The organism is Terriglobales bacterium (assembly GCA_035543055.1).
Taxonomy (GTDB): Bacteria; Acidobacteriota; Terriglobia; order Terriglobales; family Acidobacteriaceae; genus JAIQFD01.
On the sequence record DATKKJ010000119.1, the window covers coordinates 1 to 13,774 of the forward strand.

The following is a 13,774-nucleotide window of genomic DNA, read 5'->3' on the forward strand; positions in this document are numbered from 1 at the left end:
GCACGATACGGAAGATCTGCTCGGCCGACGCCCGGTCGTGCGCCACCTGCACGGTCAGCGTGCCCGGCCGGGTGATGGTCGAGATGAAGAAACGCGCGGCCACGTAGGTGGTGACGCCCAGTTGCCGCGCCTTGAGCACGATGTTGCGGCGCCCGCAGCGCTCCGCGAACCGGCGCTGGGCCCGGTTGGGCTGAAGCCGCGCCAGGACGCCCGGGCGATCGCGGATCTTGAGCAGCGAGCGCATCAGCAGGTCGCGGATAGGCCCGCCCGACACCGGGTCGTCCAGCCGCGCCCCCATCGCGATCAACAGGTCCAGGTCGTTCATAGGAAAATAGCGCTCCCTAATGGCACTGGGGCGGCGCCCCGGTCTTGTAATCCATGTAAACCCGGCCCAGGTAGATGCTGCCGGTCGGCGTTCCTCCGGCGTCGCCCAGGCGCCCGTAGTAGAAGTCTGTCGGGTACGTGGTCACACCGGGATGGGCGGCTTTGGTCTGGGTCGAGAGCAGGTTGCAGCCGGCGTCCCAGACCCACATGGTATGGGCGCCGTTGCGGACGAACTGAATGCCGACCTTGTACGGCGTGCTGGTCGAGACGCTCAGCTTGGAACCGGTGTCCGGGTTGCCGTTCGGGTTATCCGCGGTTTCCAGATACAGCTGCCCGTTGTTGTACATGGCGGAGGCGAAGTCTACGGAATCGCTGGAATTGAGCGAGCCGAACGACGCATACACTTGCGAATTCGCGGGCTGGTCGGTGTACCACTCGAAGAACACCGAGGCGGCGCTGCTGTTGGCAATGGCCCGATAGCGATAGTCCCCGCTGGAGGCGGAGCTCAGCAGCCATTTCGTGCACCTGGTCCCGCTCAGCGTCTGGCTGGTGCCGGCCACGATCTGCCCGGAACCGAGCGTGGGCGTGTAGGGACAGGGCGACTTGATGGTGAAGCCGGCGACCGAGTTGCCGCCTTGCGTCCAAGTCCCGTTTCCGGCCAAGGTCGCATTGCTCAAGACGGTGGTGCTGGTGGCATCCCCGTCGTTCCCGCTCAGTTCGGAGAGCGCCATGCTCGCGCCCTTGGTGTTGCCCTGGTTGGTGCTGATGGTGTCGCTGCCCCACTGGATGCTGAGCGCGACTGGCGTGCCGCTATTCACTCCCTTAATGAAGTTGTTGATGCTGGAATTCGACGTGCGGAAGCGGACGCAGGTCGAAGTATCAGCAACTGTTCCGGCGCAGGTCTGGACATCGGCGGCGCTGGCAAGGCTGAATGCCGAATTACACACCACGCCAGAACAGGAAGAAGTCGAGGAGTCATCGTTCTTCAACTGGAACCATACGGTGAACGGGGTCCCGGCGACGATGTTCAACTGTGCCGAGAACGGGCTTGAGGAGCCATTCGTAGCGACCACTCCGCGGGTCCCGGAGTTGTTCTTGATCTTGAAATCGGCGACCGTGCTGCTCCCCGAAGACCCGCCCTGGAAGCGATATACGGTCTGGTTGGACCCGGAGCCGAGACTATCGGAGACCAGCCTGGCGGTGAAGCTGCCGGTGATGACCGTTCCTGCGGGGAACCCGGGCGCCCAGCCCGAGTTCTGGATGTATCCCGCCCCGTGGGTCCCATCCTGCACCATCTGCAGTCCGCGGGTGCAGGCCGAGCCGGCCGGCCAGCCGGAACCGAGAGCGACGATGGAATCCGAGGTCTGGCTGCCGCCCCGCACCCACCGGTTGGCGCAGCCGGCGGTTCCGTCCGGACAGGCGATGGAGCCGTTGTAGTCGCCGCCGTCACCCCAGGTCTCGGTGAAAGTCGTCCCGCTGCTGCCGCAATTCGGGCCGTTCACCACGTTCAGCTGCAACATCTGGCCGTGGAGAGCGGCGGCCACACACACGAATGCAACAAGCGAGATGATTGCTCGCGTCATGACTTGATTCGCTGTCTCTTAGTTCGCTGTCCAGGTCCCGTTGTAGTTGGTGGTCAGGTAGTGGGTAGAGTCGCGCCCCAAGAGGCAGATCCGATCTCCAGCCGCGCCGCCGGAAACCAGCGTGCCGGTCCCCGGGGTGCCATAGCCGGTTCGGTCGGCCTTCTCGTACATGGCCGAGGAACCGAGCGCGGCCAGGGTGATGACCGTGCTCACGTTGTCGTCGTTCAGCACGCAGAACTCGTAGCCCGCGGCCGGGACCGGAGGCGTCACCGTGCAGGCGCCGGTGCAGACGTAATACTGGCGGGGAGCGGTGAGCGAGACGCTGGTGCCGGCGCCCAGAGGCGTGGCCCCGCCGCCGCCGCTGCCGCAATCCGCCGCCGCCACGGTCAGGTTCCCGTTGGCATCGGTGTGGACGCATCGCGCGGCGGTCATGGCGCCGCTGGATTGCGCCAGAGTGCCGGAATTGCCGCTCGCACCGGTGATGGCATTGCTGCCGCCCACGGTGATCTGCGCGAACGACCATGCGGTCCCGGCGGCGTCGCTGGCGATGGGGCCGAACGCCTTGTAGGTCCCCGGCGCCCCTGAGCTGGTGGCGATCCAGCCGGCGAACCCCCCGGCTGTCGCCTGGTTGTTGATGGCGATGGAGCCGACGGGCTGGGTGAACCAGTCAGGCAGGAAGGCGACGCTGCTGATCTCTCCGATGAACAACTTGGAGTGGTGCACGCCGCCGTTGCCCAGCCAGAACCCGTTGGGGAACCCGGCTTTGGGGTTGGCGCCGCCGGAGTCCGTGGTCGCGCCGTATTCCATGTAGAAAGGCCAGTTGGTGAGGTTGGCCAGATCGCTGGTGCCGCAGCAGCGGAAGCCCCACACCCCGGCCCCGTTGGTCGCGCTGCTGAGACGGAAGTAGAGCGCCGCCCTGCTGCCCACCGGGGCAGCGAAGGCGTTGTAGTTCTCCAGTTCGAAGATAGTGTTGTCGGCGGCGCTGACATCGCTCGACGGGCGCCCCCCGAGGAACACTCCCGCGTCTTGCAGGTTGCCGCCGGGGTCACGCCCCCGGAACCACATGGGCGTGGAACCCATGCCCGAGGTCGTGGTGGTGATCCAGTTGGGCGGGTTGGCCGCCCAATCGAAGCCGTTGCCCACATCGCCGCCGATGATGATGTTGGTCGCGGGATTGATGCGGTTGGCCCCGTTGTTATCGGACTCGCAATAAGGGCCGATGAACACGCTGGTCACCGCGCCGCCGGTCGAGCGGAAGCAGCCGCCGATGGCGTCGTTGCCGGCCAGGGCCCAGGTCTGGCTGAGGGTGGCACTGGTGACGGTGCCGCCGCTGGAGGATGCGTTGCCCGCGCTCTGCGCCCAGGTGACCGTATTCCCGTTGACCGAGGCCACGAAGAAGGTGCCGTTGAAGCCGGAATCGGCGACGCCGGCCACCACCACCGCGTTGCCCTTGGCGAAGTTCGGTGTCGTTGCCAGGACCGCCGTCACCACGTTGGCCGCGCGCGCGATGCTGGAGATGTTGAAGGCGGACGTGGCCCCTGCCCCGTCCACGTGCTGCGAGTGGGCCGTGCCCCCGATGAAGGTCGAACCCAGGAAGCTGTAGTTCTCGATGCACCAGAGCTGGTTGCCGGTGCACTGGACCCCGCTGATCACGCTGGCGTTGGAGTCGGAGCCGCGATTGAAGAGGCCGGAGCCGCGATTGTGGTTGAGCACCACCCGGGTGACGTGGGAGGAGTCGGCGAAGGAGCCGCCGCCGCTGTTGCCGTCCAGGTAGATGCCGTGGCGCCCGAAGCGCTGCACTCCGACGTCCTCCACCGTGCAGTAGGTGCCCGCGCAGCGCACGCCGTCGGCCTGCGATGTCCCGGTGGACGCGCCGTAGCTCACCGACGTGTTGCCGGCGCCGGGCAGGATGCCGGTGAGCGGGTCCGAGGCGGTGAAGGGCTCGGAGCCGCGCAGCATCAGGTTCTCGATCGAACATCCCTGGCAGCCCACGTTGCCCGCGGGCACGCCGGCGATGGCGTTCGAGTTGGGCACCATGATTCCGGTCAGGCCGGCGGCAAAGCAGACGGTCACCCCGTTGCCCACGGCGCCGATGCCCTGCCCGTGGGTGTCGCCGATGAGGCGCTGGCCGTGGCCGTTCATGATCAGGCCGAACTTGTCGTTGCCGCTGGAGCCGGCGGCGGTGGTGACGTTGAAGCTGCAACTGCCCGGCGGGCGGGTCTGGGGGAACTGGATGGTCCTGCCTTTATGGGCGTCGATGCAGGCCTGGATGGCGGGGCCGTCGTTGCTGACGCCGTCGCCTGCCGCGCCGCAATCGCGCACCACGTCCACCACGGCGTGACTCTGCGGGATGTACTTGGTTCCGTCGAAGGTGATGGACTGGCCGCGCGCGGGCGCCAGCGGGTCCACGTCCATGCCCTGGATCTTGACCGCGTTGCCGGAGCCGCCACCGCCGCCCTCGGCCAGCATGCTGTCCACGTACTGCCGGGTGGCGTACTGCACCGCCACGTTGGCCGGCACCAGCTTGGAGCGGATGGCGGCGATGGTGGCGGTGGGCGCGGCGGGTACGCTCCAGAACTCTTCGCTGGTGGTGCCGTCGTCGAGCTTATAGACGACGGTGTAGTAGCTGCCCTCGGGGCTGGCGCCGAAGTTCGGGGCCAGGGGGACCGAGACGGCGCCCACGGCTCCGATCTTCACCGTCATGCGGCCGGCAGGAACGGCTTTCCCGTCGCTGGTGGTGAAAGCATTCCACGAGATCACCAGCGTGCCTGCGGCCGTCGCGCCGTCGGCCCGATAGACGGTATCCGACACCAGGGTCGTGGCCGGCCCGGCAGCGCCGGCCGGGAGCAAAGGCAGCAGCGCGAAGATCAGGCAACAAAAAAGCCGCGCATGGCGGCGTGCATCCAGAAGCTTTGTCATAGTCGCTAGTCCCCAGCTCGGATTATGCGAAGGTCACTTACAGAATCCGATAAACGGACCGGGTAGTGCAATCGATTTGCGAGATCCTTCGCGGTTGAAGCCGCTCAGGATGACAGATCCGAAGCTGAGTGCTGAGTACCGGGCACTGAGCACTAGCTCCGCAGTGGCTTGCTCGGGACCTTGTAGTTGCGGATGAAGTTCTCGACGCTCTTGACGTACACGTCGGCGAAATCGGCGACCGGGCGGCGCTCCTCGATGAGCATGCGGGCGTCGTCGAGCGACCAGCCGAGGACGCGCAGCAGCGCCAGGGCCATCATGGGGGCGCGGTGGACGCCGGCGGCGCAGTGGACAAGCACCTTGTTCTCTTCCTGGTGGTCGAGAGCGGCGAGGGCGAACTCCACCGCGGCCTCGAACATCTTGGGCGGCTTGGGCTGGAAGTCGTCGTCGGCCGGGTTCCACAGCACCTGGAGGCCGTAGGGCTCGGCCAGCGGGGTGTCGTCGAACTCGATCTGCATGTCGATGATGTGGGTGACACCGGCGCGGACCACGGCCAGCATGTTGGCATCGTTCCAGATGCCGCCACCGACTGCGATCCGGGGTGTGATCCAGGTGAGGTCCAAGCGAGGCTGCGCGAAAAATTCATTGTACCGTACCCGGCGGTTCGTCTCCGGCCCCGCGGTCCTTGAGCTCGCGCAGCAGCAGCGCGGCCAGACACTCGTCGGCGGCCGGGTCGGGCGCCGAGGCCGAGACCAGCCCGGCGAAATCGAAGAGGAACTTGGCGGGCGTGCAGTTGCCGGCCTTGGCCTGCTCGATGAGGGCGTTGACGATGTCGGGGGCGGCGCCGCGGATGGTCTCGCCCAGCTTGGTCCCCAGGTCGCGCGCCGTCTCGGGCGCTGCCGTGGCCTGCGCCGCCGCGCGCGGACGCTTCGCTTTGGAGTCTTTCTTGGCCATAAATGAAAAGCCGGCGCGCTCGGCGCCGGCGTTTTTTCTTACTCTCTACTTTTAGAATAGCAGGTTGGCGGAGGTTGTTTGCCCCTTTTCCACAGAATTATTTCTCCCTTGTTTGCAAGTACTTGAACCATTTTGGCCGAAGTCGAGGGCTTGACAGGATTTCTCTGCGGACTTCAATCGCCCGCCAAGAAGGCGGGCTGGGGACAGGTCACGCTGCGGCCCACCGCTTCGCGGTGGGCTATTCTCAATCGCCCGCTGAGCCGGGCTTTCGTCGCAAAGGACTGCTACTACGGGCAAGTGGCCGGGAAAAGGGGCCAGGATGCCACGCTGCAGGAAAGTACGGGATAGCTGGTCCATGGCCTTCCGCAAGGAGCGCCTTGCGGTCCGATGGGTACAGTGGAGGATCCGCGCGGCCTCAGCCGGAGTGTAGCCCTGAAAGACGACGTGAGTCACCGCCTGCCGTTGAACGTCAGGAAGTTCCATCAGACATCGCTCGACATCGTGAGCGAAAATGACGAGATCCTCGAACGTGTGCAGGCGATAGGAGGTCACACGGGCGCGGAATACTTCGCCGCCCAACAATGACGGCAAGCGGCCGATCTCGTGCGAAATGCGGAAATAACGCCGTAGGATCGCCTGTGCATGGCCCCGATAAAGGAAAATGTCCGAGTCTGGAGGCAAGGTGACAGGGCAGGACCTCATGGCTGCCTCCCTGGCGATTCCGGGTGCTGGTCGGAGCGCAGGCGTATGGGGGCAAGTGCCGCAATCTGGGGGCTGCAACGGGAACAATAGACTGGGGAGGAGCCGGCGATGCGCAGCCACAGGCCGCCGCACAGCTCGCAGTATTTCGGCTCCAGGGTGATGAAGACGGGTTCGCGGTCCATGATTCTCCTCGACTTCGCTGGGCGGGGACGCCCGGCCTACGTGAGAAAGCAAAAAGCCCTGCCCCCGGGCACTGGCAGCCCGGAAGCAGGGCTCGTTTCTGTTACGACGACCTGCGGTGCTATTTAGTTGGGGTAGAGACGCCCGTCAGGGCGTCTCTACCGGAAATACTTTCAAGGGCCCAATGGATCGGGGCGATGGCAGAAGTAGCCTTCTTCGTAGCCCGACTTCAGCACCTTTCCGTTTTGTACCACGACGCTCAGGCGGCCGGTGAAGCGCAGGGCATCCAGCAAGCGCTCCATGGACGCCGATAAAATCTCGGCTTCGCGAACCTTGCGGCGGAACTCGAGGAAGGACGATTCGGCTGGCTGGGCGGACATATTGAAAACCTCAACAGCTAGGATGCGATTACAATACTCTCCCACGGTAGAGCCGGGGCGGCCGCCGGGTCAAGGACTCTATCTCCTTGCCGTTATGCAACTTGCGGACAGTATTTCTGAATGATATAGTTTAACGACCTGTAGACGAACAAGGGAGCGCACTCATGAGATTCAAAGCGTTGCAGGACAACCTGCGCAAGGCGATGTGGAAGCGGATCGGCGAGCGCCAGCTGACCGGGCTGAAGCTGGCCAAACAGACCGGGTTCAAGCAGGCGCATATCTCCAACTTCCTCAACCGCAAGCGGTCCCTCAGCCTGGAGGGCATGGACAAGGTGCTGCACGTGCAGAAGCTGTCGGTGCTCGACCTGCTGGACCCCGACGAGGTGAACGAGCGGGCCACGGTCATCGCCCCGGCGGAGGGCAGCTTCGAGAACGTGCCCCTGGTGGAGAGCGAGGTGGCGGCCGGCGACGTCCTGATCACCGCGAAGAAGATCAAGGACATCCTGCAATTCAAGAAAGGGTTCCTGAAACGGCTGCGGCCGGACGCGGTGCCGGCGGCGCGGGAAAAATGGCGGCGCTTCGTGCTCATCAAGGTGGACGGGCGCGACGGCATGAGCATGTATCCGCGCCTGCTGCCCGGGGCCACCGTGCTCATCGACCGCCACTACAACAGCCTGAAGCCCTACCGCAAGCACGAGCAGAACATGTACGCGGTGAGGCGCGAGGGCGTCTGCACCATCAAGTACGTGGAGCGGGCGGGCAAGAACCTGGTGCTGCGGCCGCACAACCAGAACTATCCAGTGGACGTGATCACCGTGGCCGAGGGCAAGAACTACACCGACTACATCGTGGGCCGGGTGTGCCACGTGGCCATCGAGACGTAGCGGATTTGCGATTGGTAGTTTGCGATTTGTGATTTGCGATTTGTGATTTGCGGGGATCGCTAAGCGTCCGGCATATCGCGCCGCCCCGCGGTATACTCGCGGATTCTCAGTTCATGTTCGGAGGGCTCGGATGGACGAGGTACCCGCCATGACGTTCGGCTCGCGGCGCAACGAAGACATCGCGCTCGACATGATGAAGTTCATCGCCATGACCACCGGCTATGGCCGCGCCGGCACCTCCGCCACCGGCTTCCAGAGCGGGCAGATGAACAAGGCCGAGGACTACGCGGGACACCTGCTGGAGCTGTATGGAAGGTGCCTGAAGGCGGTGCAGGGGAAGTAGTCGCCGGTCGCCAGTCGCCATTAGTCAGTCAAGAAGAGGCGCTATGAATGAATGCCCGGTATGCGGCGAGGAGTACGATTCGGGCGAGAGCCTGCAGGAACACCTGCGCGACCAGCATCCCGGGCACGATCATCCTGACGATCTTTCGCCGGAGGAAGTGATCATCGCGGGGATCATCGGGGGCGACCTGGACCTGTGAGTTTTTCAATCGCCCGCTGACGCGGGCTTCTTCCCTCTTACTTCCTCTGCCCACCGCTTTGCGGTGGGCTATTCTCATTCGCCCGCAGGGCGGGCTTCGCGGCCGGGGGCGGCCGCGCTACGCAGGCACGGACGATTCAGAACGTGTAGCCGAAGGCGTCTTCGCCGGCGGAGAAGCGGGCGGCGCGCAACAGGTTCTCGTTGAGGGCGGCGACGGTGACCGGGCCGATGCCCCGGGGCACCGGGGTGATGAACGACGCCACCTGGCGCGCGCTCTCGAAGTCCACGTCCCCATTCAGCTTTCCCTGCTCGTCCACCCGGGTGGCGATGTCGAACACCACCGCGCGGGGCTGCAGCATGTCGCCGGTGATGACGAACTGGGTGGAGCCGACGGAGGTGACCACGATGTCGGCGCTGCGGATGAGCAGGGCCTGCTCGGCGGGCGAGACGTAGCGGTGGATCCAGAGGGCGGCGGCGTTGCACATGCGCCCGCCCAGCATCAGCACCACCGGCTTGGCGGTGATGTCGTTGCGGCCGATGACCACGGCCAGCTTGCCTTCGGTCTCCACCTTGTAATAGGCCATCATGCGGCGGACGGCCAGGGCGGTGGCGGGGAGGAAGCGCATGCGCGATTGCTGTGCGCGATAAAGGTCGGTGGCCGCCTCGCGCCCGATGCCGTCTACGTCCTTGGCCGGCGAGATGGCGTCGAAGACGTCGAACTTGTTGGCGCCGCTGGTCGCCTCCTCGATGTGGCGCGGCAGCGGAAGCTGTACCAGGATGCCGTGGAACCGGGGAGAGCGGTCGAGGCGCGCGACCTCCTTGCGCAACGCGTCGCCGGAGATCTGCTCGTCGAAGAGGTGAAGCTCCGCCTTCATCTCCAGCCGGGCGCAGGATTCGATCTTCTTCCGGATGTAACGCTCTGAGGCGGCGTTCATGCCCACCTGCACGATGGCCAGCGAAGGCGCGGCCTGGTGGCGGGCCTTGAACTCCGCGACCCCGGCGCGGACGCGAGCGTCGATCTCCTCGGCGACCGGCTTGCCGTACATCACGACCGCTGATTGGGTGGGAGTGGACAAGGAGTTGAGTTTACAACAGCGGAATTTGCGATGTGTGATTTGCGATTTGTGATTTTCAGATCGCAGATCTCAGATTTGAGATTTTCTTCAGGAGGTAGGGGTCCTTCGACTGGGCTCGGCTGCCGCCTCGCTTCGCTCAGGATGACATTCCTGGAGATTCTCTCTGTGCGCTCGGTGTCTCTGTGGTGAAGAGACAGAAAGGCCGCGGTGTGGGACCGCGGCCTGGGTTGGAAACAGAAGCTGTCAGCGGCGACGGCGCGCTTTCCTGCCGCCGCGTTTCTTGCCGCCTCTCTTCTTCGCGGCCTTGCGCTTGGGGGCTTTGCGGCCCTTGCGCGCCGCTTTCTTCTTACGGGCCTTCTTCTTGGGCTTGGCTTTCTTCTTGGCCGCTTTCTTCTTGGCTTTGCGCGCCGGTTTCTTGCGCGCGCCGCCTCCGGCGGGACGGGCGGGAGCAGGAGCCGGTTCGGCCACGGGCATGACACCGCCGCCCAGGCCGCCGGGCTCGCCGGCGCTCATGGGCTCTTCGGCTTCCTCTTCTTCCTCCTCCTCGTAGTCCTCTTCCAGGTCCCCGTAGGCGCTGGCGTCGCCAAACTCGTCGGCATCATCGTTGTCACGACCATAGAGGGTGATGTCGTCGAAGGTCATGTCTCCTCCTGTCTTGGGCCGAACTCCGCATCCATGATGACTGAGTTAAGACCGGCGCGGATTATAGCAGTGAGTCGGGGGCTGTCAACAGTGCGCGGGAGCGGGGTCAGCGGACCTGGGCGATGATGACGGTGTCGCCGGGATGCAGCGTGGCGGAGAGCCGGGGGTTGTGGCGCTTGAGCGCCGCCACCGTCGTTTTGTAGAGGTTGGCGATGCTATAGAGGGTTTCGCCGGGCTTGACGGTGTGCACCACACGGCCCTTGGAGGAGGCCGTTAACTGCTTTGGATTTGCGGACTTGGAAGCTGTCCGGCGGCTCCGGGACGGGGCCGTGGTGAGCGCGGCTTGCTCGGCGATCGGTTTGTAGATGAGCAGCGTCCGCCCGGCACGCAGCGAGTTGCCCTTCAGGTGGTTCCATTTCCGGATCTTCTCCGGCGACACGCCGAAATCGTCGGCGACCGAGAGCACGGTGTCGCCCTTGCGCACGCGATAACGTGTGGCGCGGCGGGAGTAGCTGACAGCGGCGGGATCGAGCCGGCGCCCGGTGACCGGGATGATGAGCTTGGTGTCGGCCGCCAGCTCGCCCTCGTCGAGGTTATTGACCTGGGCGATGGCGTTGGGCGTGGTGCGGTACTTCTTGGCGACCGAGGCAAGGGTATCGCCGGCGGCCACCTTGTGATAGCGCCACCACACCCGCTTGTCGGCGGGAATGGCGGCGATGGCCTGCTGGAACTTCTCCTTGGTGCCGGCTGGGAGGCGCAGTTCGAAGCTGCCGTCCTTGGGCGTGGTCATGCGCAGCAGGCTGGGGTTGAGATCCCGAATGGTGTCCAGGCTGGTGTCCACGCATTCCGCCACCAGCCGCAGGTCCACCGGGTAGTCCACCGTCGCCACGTCGGGCTCCAGCGGAGCGTCCAGCACGAGCGACTCCAGGCCGTATTGCGCCGGGTTCTTGGCCATGATGGTGACGGCCACGATGATGGGGACGTAGTTCTTGGTCTCGCGGGGCAGGACGTTGCGGCGATAGAGCTCCCAAAAATCAGCGTAGCCGGTGCGCTGCACTGCGGCCTGCACCGTGCCGGGGCCGGAGTTGTAGGCGGCCATCGCCAGGTACCAGTCGCCGAACTGGTTGTAGAGGTCCCTAAGATGGCGGGCGGCGGCGCGGGTGGCTTTCTCCGGGTCCTGGCGGTCGTCCACCCACCAGTTGCGCATGAGGCCGTATCCGGTGGCGCGGCTGGCCATGAACTGCCACATGCCGCGGGCGCCGGCGCGCGACAGCGCCAGCGGATGGAAGCCCGACTCGGCCTGCGCCAGGTAGATCAGGTCCTGAGGCACCCCTTCTTCCTTGAGGATGCGCGCAATCATGTCGCGGTAGCGGCCGGAGCGGACCAGGGCGCGCTCCAGCGTCCCGCGTCCCCGGCTGGAATAGAAATTGATGTAGCTGGCGACGGAATCGTTCAAGACCAGGGGCAGGTCGGAGCGCGTCTGCTTCAGTTCCTCTTCCGCCCGCGCCCTGACGTTGGGATCGACGGGGAAAGTGACTTCGTTGGCTTCGTCGATGGGAGCGGGCTCGGACTTCTGCTCGGTGAAGCCGTCGCCCTCCTTGAGGGCCTGCATCTCCAGCGTGTTCACGCCTTCGATGATCTTGTCGAACTCGCGCTGCAAGCGCTCGTCGGACTTGACGTCCACCGGGCCTTGCAGCAGCACGGTGACGGCGCGGTCGAAGTTCTCCTTGGCGGCTTCCAGGTGTCCGGCGGCGTAGTTCGCCTGCCCGGTCTGGTATTCGCGTTCGGCGCGGTCAAGAGTTTCCTGTACGGGATCGCCCTTGGGGGCCGCGGGTTGCTGGACCTGCGGCGGCGCTGGAGGTGGGTCCGGGGCCACGGCCGGAGCCATGGCGGCCGGAGGCGGCGTGACCGCTACCTTCTTCTTGCCCGCTTCATCGCAGGAGATGGTGGAGAGTGACAGAGCCAGCAGGACCGGCAGCCATAGATAGGTGGTGCGAAATCTCATATGGTCGCAACGACTTAGGGCCGGAACCTGCTCCTCGAAAGCTGCCGCATCCTACTACTCTGGTATTAGACGGGTCAATCTGACGGAAGGTCGGTTCACCAAGTAGTAACTTGTACAATTTCCGGTTAAGCCCTTGCCAGGGCTTGGGTTAGGTCGGAAATCAAGTCCTCCGCATTCTCGATCCCGACACTCAGCCGGATGGTTGCCGCGGAAACGTCGAGCAGCTTCAGGCGCTCCTTGCTCAGGCCGTAATGAGAAGACAGCACGGGGTAGGAAACGGTGGACTCGACGCCGCCCAGGCTGGGAGCCAAGTACCAGAGCTGAAGGGCGTCGATGAAGCGCTCGGCCCGGCGCTCACCGCCCTTGATGTCGAACGACACCATCATGCCGTAGGCCGACATCTGGCGGCGGGCGATGGGGTGTCCGTCGTTGCCGGGCAGGCCGGGGTACAGGACGCGCAGCACTTTGGGATGCTGGCCGAGGGCGGCGGCGATCCGGGCGGCGCTGGCACAGGCGCGCTCCACCCGCAGGTGCAGCGTCTTGAGCCCGCGGATGAGCAGATAGGAAGCGCCGGGGTCGAGATTGCCGCCCGATTGCAGCATCACGGTGCGCGCCGGCTCGACCAGGTCGCGCGGGCCGACGATGGCGCCCGCGGTGAGGTCGCTGTGCCCGCCCAGATACTTGGTGGCGGAGTGCACCACGACATCGGCGCCGAGCTCCAGCGGCTTCTGCAGGATGGGGGTGGCGAAGGTATTGTCCGTCACCACGGTAATGCCGCGCTTGTGCGCCTTGCGCGAGAGCCCGGCGATGTCGGCGCAGCGCAGCGTGGGGTTGGTGGGCGTCTCCAGGAAGAGCACCCGGGTCTTGCGGGTGAAGTAGCGCTCGATGCGCCCCAGCTCGTGGTAGGGCACGAAGGTGGTCTTCACCGCGAACTTGGCGAGGATCTGCTCGAACAGCCTGAGGGTGCCGCCATAGAGGTCGAGCATGGAGACTACTTCGTCGCCGGCGCGCAGCAGGCTGAGCAGAAGGATGGTCTCGGCCGCCATGCCGCTGGCGGTGACTACGCAGCTCTCGGCGCCTTCCAGCGCCGCGATCTTCTTCTCCGCCACGGTGATGGTGGGATTGGCGTAGCGGGTGTACATGTAGCCGGGCTTCTTGCCCAGCGAGTACTGCCGCAAGTCGTCCAGCTTGGGAAAGATGAAGACCGAGGTCTGCGCGATGTCAGTGGTGAGCGAAACCCGCTTGCCATGGCGGTCTTCGCCGGCATGCACACAAGAAGTGGCATCAGCAGCTGTCTTTTTCACGCGGGCATTATAGAAGCTGCGCAGAAAAAGCTTTAACCACAGAGGACGCAGAGGAACTTCAAAACCCTCTGTGGTCTTCAGTGTCCTCTGTGGTTAAACAAAGAAAGGCCTCGGATCGCTCCGAGGCCTTCGATCGTGCAGAGAGTTAGAACGTCAGCTTCAATCCGAACTGGAACTGGCGCGGATCGAAGGCGGCGCTGGGTGAGCCGGCGGGCGCATTGTAGAGCGGGTTCACGTCGGCGACGTTGTATTTGTTGATGAGGTTGAACATGTCCACCATGGC

Annotated in this window: 15 protein-coding genes; 4 read left to right on the forward strand and 11 right to left on the reverse strand. The window is 64.9% G+C overall.

Annotation, left to right across the window (positions count from 1 at the left end; all coding sequences use genetic code 11):
* From VMS96_08560 to VMS96_08580, 5 genes are all read right to left on the reverse strand, one after another.
* Window positions 1-325: hypothetical protein (locus VMS96_08560; GenBank protein ID HVP43473.1), on the reverse strand; the 325-nt coding region annotated here is incomplete at its 3' end.
* Window positions 326-341: 16 nt separating this feature from the next.
* Window positions 342-1,907: a hypothetical protein gene (locus VMS96_08565; GenBank protein HVP43474.1), complete on the reverse strand. Its 1,566-nt coding sequence runs from the start codon at window positions 1,905-1,907 to the stop codon at window positions 342-344.
* 18 nt (window positions 1,908-1,925) lie between these two features.
* On the reverse strand, window positions 1,926-4,826 hold the full coding sequence (locus tag VMS96_08570; protein ID HVP43475.1) for a hypothetical protein: 2,901 nt from the start codon (window positions 4,824-4,826) through the stop codon (window positions 1,926-1,928).
* Window positions 4,827-4,978: 152 nt separating this feature from the next.
* Window positions 4,979-5,446, reverse strand: a complete 468-nt coding sequence (locus VMS96_08575) for a dual specificity protein phosphatase (protein ID HVP43476.1) — start codon at window positions 5,444-5,446, stop codon at window positions 4,979-4,981.
* A gap of 19 nt (window positions 5,447-5,465) precedes the next feature.
* Entirely contained in the window at window positions 5,466-5,777 is a 312-nt protein-coding gene (locus VMS96_08580) for a hypothetical protein (protein ID HVP43477.1), read from the reverse strand.
* 387 nt (window positions 5,778-6,164) lie between these two features.
* Here VMS96_08580 and VMS96_08585 point away from each other — a divergent pair, with 387 nt between their 5' ends.
* Entirely contained in the window at window positions 6,165-6,362 is a 198-nt protein-coding gene (locus VMS96_08585) for a hypothetical protein (GenBank protein HVP43478.1), read from the forward strand.
* A gap of 113 nt (window positions 6,363-6,475) precedes the next feature.
* Here VMS96_08585 and VMS96_08590 read toward each other — a convergent pair whose 3' ends face one another.
* On the reverse strand, window positions 6,476-6,661 hold the full coding sequence (locus VMS96_08590; protein ID HVP43479.1) for a hypothetical protein: 186 nt from the start codon (window positions 6,659-6,661) through the stop codon (window positions 6,476-6,478).
* 171 nt (window positions 6,662-6,832) lie between these two features.
* Entirely contained in the window at window positions 6,833-7,039 is a 207-nt protein-coding gene (locus tag VMS96_08595) for a hypothetical protein (protein ID HVP43480.1), read from the reverse strand.
* Window positions 7,040-7,203: 164 nt separating this feature from the next.
* On the opposite strand from VMS96_08595, the gene VMS96_08600 reads away from it, so the two are divergent.
* The 3 genes from VMS96_08600 to VMS96_08610 all read left to right on the forward strand — a co-directional run bounded on the left by VMS96_08600 (window position 7,204) and on the right by VMS96_08610 (window position 8,465).
* Window positions 7,204-7,923 (forward strand): S24 family peptidase, encoded by a 720-nt coding sequence (locus VMS96_08600; GenBank protein HVP43481.1) that lies wholly within the window; start codon window positions 7,204-7,206, stop codon window positions 7,921-7,923.
* 130 nt (window positions 7,924-8,053) lie between these two features.
* Window positions 8,054-8,266, forward strand: coding sequence for a hypothetical protein (locus tag VMS96_08605; GenBank protein ID HVP43482.1), 213 nt, complete (start codon window positions 8,054-8,056; stop codon window positions 8,264-8,266).
* Window positions 8,267-8,309: 43 nt separating this feature from the next.
* Window positions 8,310-8,465, forward strand: coding sequence for a hypothetical protein (locus tag VMS96_08610; GenBank protein ID HVP43483.1), 156 nt, complete (start codon window positions 8,310-8,312; stop codon window positions 8,463-8,465).
* A 136-nt stretch (window positions 8,466-8,601) separates the two neighbouring features.
* On the opposite strand, the gene VMS96_08615 is transcribed toward VMS96_08610, so the two are convergent.
* The 4 genes from VMS96_08615 to VMS96_08630 form a co-directional block, all read right to left on the reverse strand.
* Window positions 8,602-9,540, reverse strand: coding sequence for a bifunctional 5,10-methylenetetrahydrofolate dehydrogenase/5,10-methenyltetrahydrofolate cyclohydrolase (locus VMS96_08615; GenBank protein HVP43484.1), 939 nt, complete (start codon window positions 9,538-9,540; stop codon window positions 8,602-8,604).
* Window positions 9,541-9,783: 243 nt separating this feature from the next.
* Window positions 9,784-10,182 (reverse strand): hypothetical protein, encoded by a 399-nt coding sequence (locus VMS96_08620; protein ID HVP43485.1) that lies wholly within the window; start codon window positions 10,180-10,182, stop codon window positions 9,784-9,786.
* 106 nt (window positions 10,183-10,288) lie between these two features.
* Window positions 10,289-12,187, reverse strand: coding sequence for a LysM peptidoglycan-binding domain-containing protein (locus tag VMS96_08625; GenBank protein HVP43486.1), 1,899 nt, complete (start codon window positions 12,185-12,187; stop codon window positions 10,289-10,291).
* Window positions 12,188-12,312: 125 nt separating this feature from the next.
* The gene (locus VMS96_08630) at window positions 12,313-13,491 is read right to left on the reverse strand and encodes an aminotransferase class I/II-fold pyridoxal phosphate-dependent enzyme (GenBank protein ID HVP43487.1); all 1,179 of its coding nucleotides are present in this window, start codon (window positions 13,489-13,491) and stop codon (window positions 12,313-12,315) included.
* Window positions 13,492-13,774: the final 283 nt, after the last annotated feature.

Excerpts from the sequence above, each read along its gene's own strand:
- VMS96_08565 (HVP43474.1), bottom strand. The coding sequence starts at position 1,907 with ATGACGCGAGCAATCATCTCGCTTGTTGCATTCGTGTGTGTGGCCGCC.
- VMS96_08605 (HVP43482.1), top strand. The coding sequence starts at position 8,054 with ATGGACGAGGTACCCGCCATGACGTTCGGCTCGCGGCGCAACGAAGAC.
- VMS96_08585 (HVP43478.1), top strand. The coding sequence starts at position 6,165 with ATGGGTACAGTGGAGGATCCGCGCGGCCTCAGCCGGAGTGTAGCCCTG.
- VMS96_08620 (HVP43485.1), bottom strand. The coding sequence starts at position 10,182 with ATGACCTTCGACGACATCACCCTCTATGGTCGTGACAACGATGATGCC.
- VMS96_08590 (HVP43479.1), bottom strand. The coding sequence starts at position 6,661 with ATGGACCGCGAACCCGTCTTCATCACCCTGGAGCCGAAATACTGCGAG.
- VMS96_08580 (HVP43477.1), bottom strand. The coding sequence starts at position 5,777 with ATGGCCAAGAAAGACTCCAAAGCGAAGCGTCCGCGCGCGGCGGCGCAG.
- VMS96_08600 (HVP43481.1), top strand. The coding sequence starts at position 7,204 with ATGAGATTCAAAGCGTTGCAGGACAACCTGCGCAAGGCGATGTGGAAG.
- VMS96_08570 (HVP43475.1), bottom strand. The coding sequence starts at position 4,826 with ATGACAAAGCTTCTGGATGCACGCCGCCATGCGCGGCTTTTTTGTTGC.
- VMS96_08625 (HVP43486.1), bottom strand. The coding sequence starts at position 12,187 with ATGAGATTTCGCACCACCTATCTATGGCTGCCGGTCCTGCTGGCTCTG.
- VMS96_08610 (HVP43483.1), top strand. The coding sequence starts at position 8,310 with ATGAATGAATGCCCGGTATGCGGCGAGGAGTACGATTCGGGCGAGAGC.
- VMS96_08595 (HVP43480.1), bottom strand. The coding sequence starts at position 7,039 with ATGTCCGCCCAGCCAGCCGAATCGTCCTTCCTCGAGTTCCGCCGCAAG.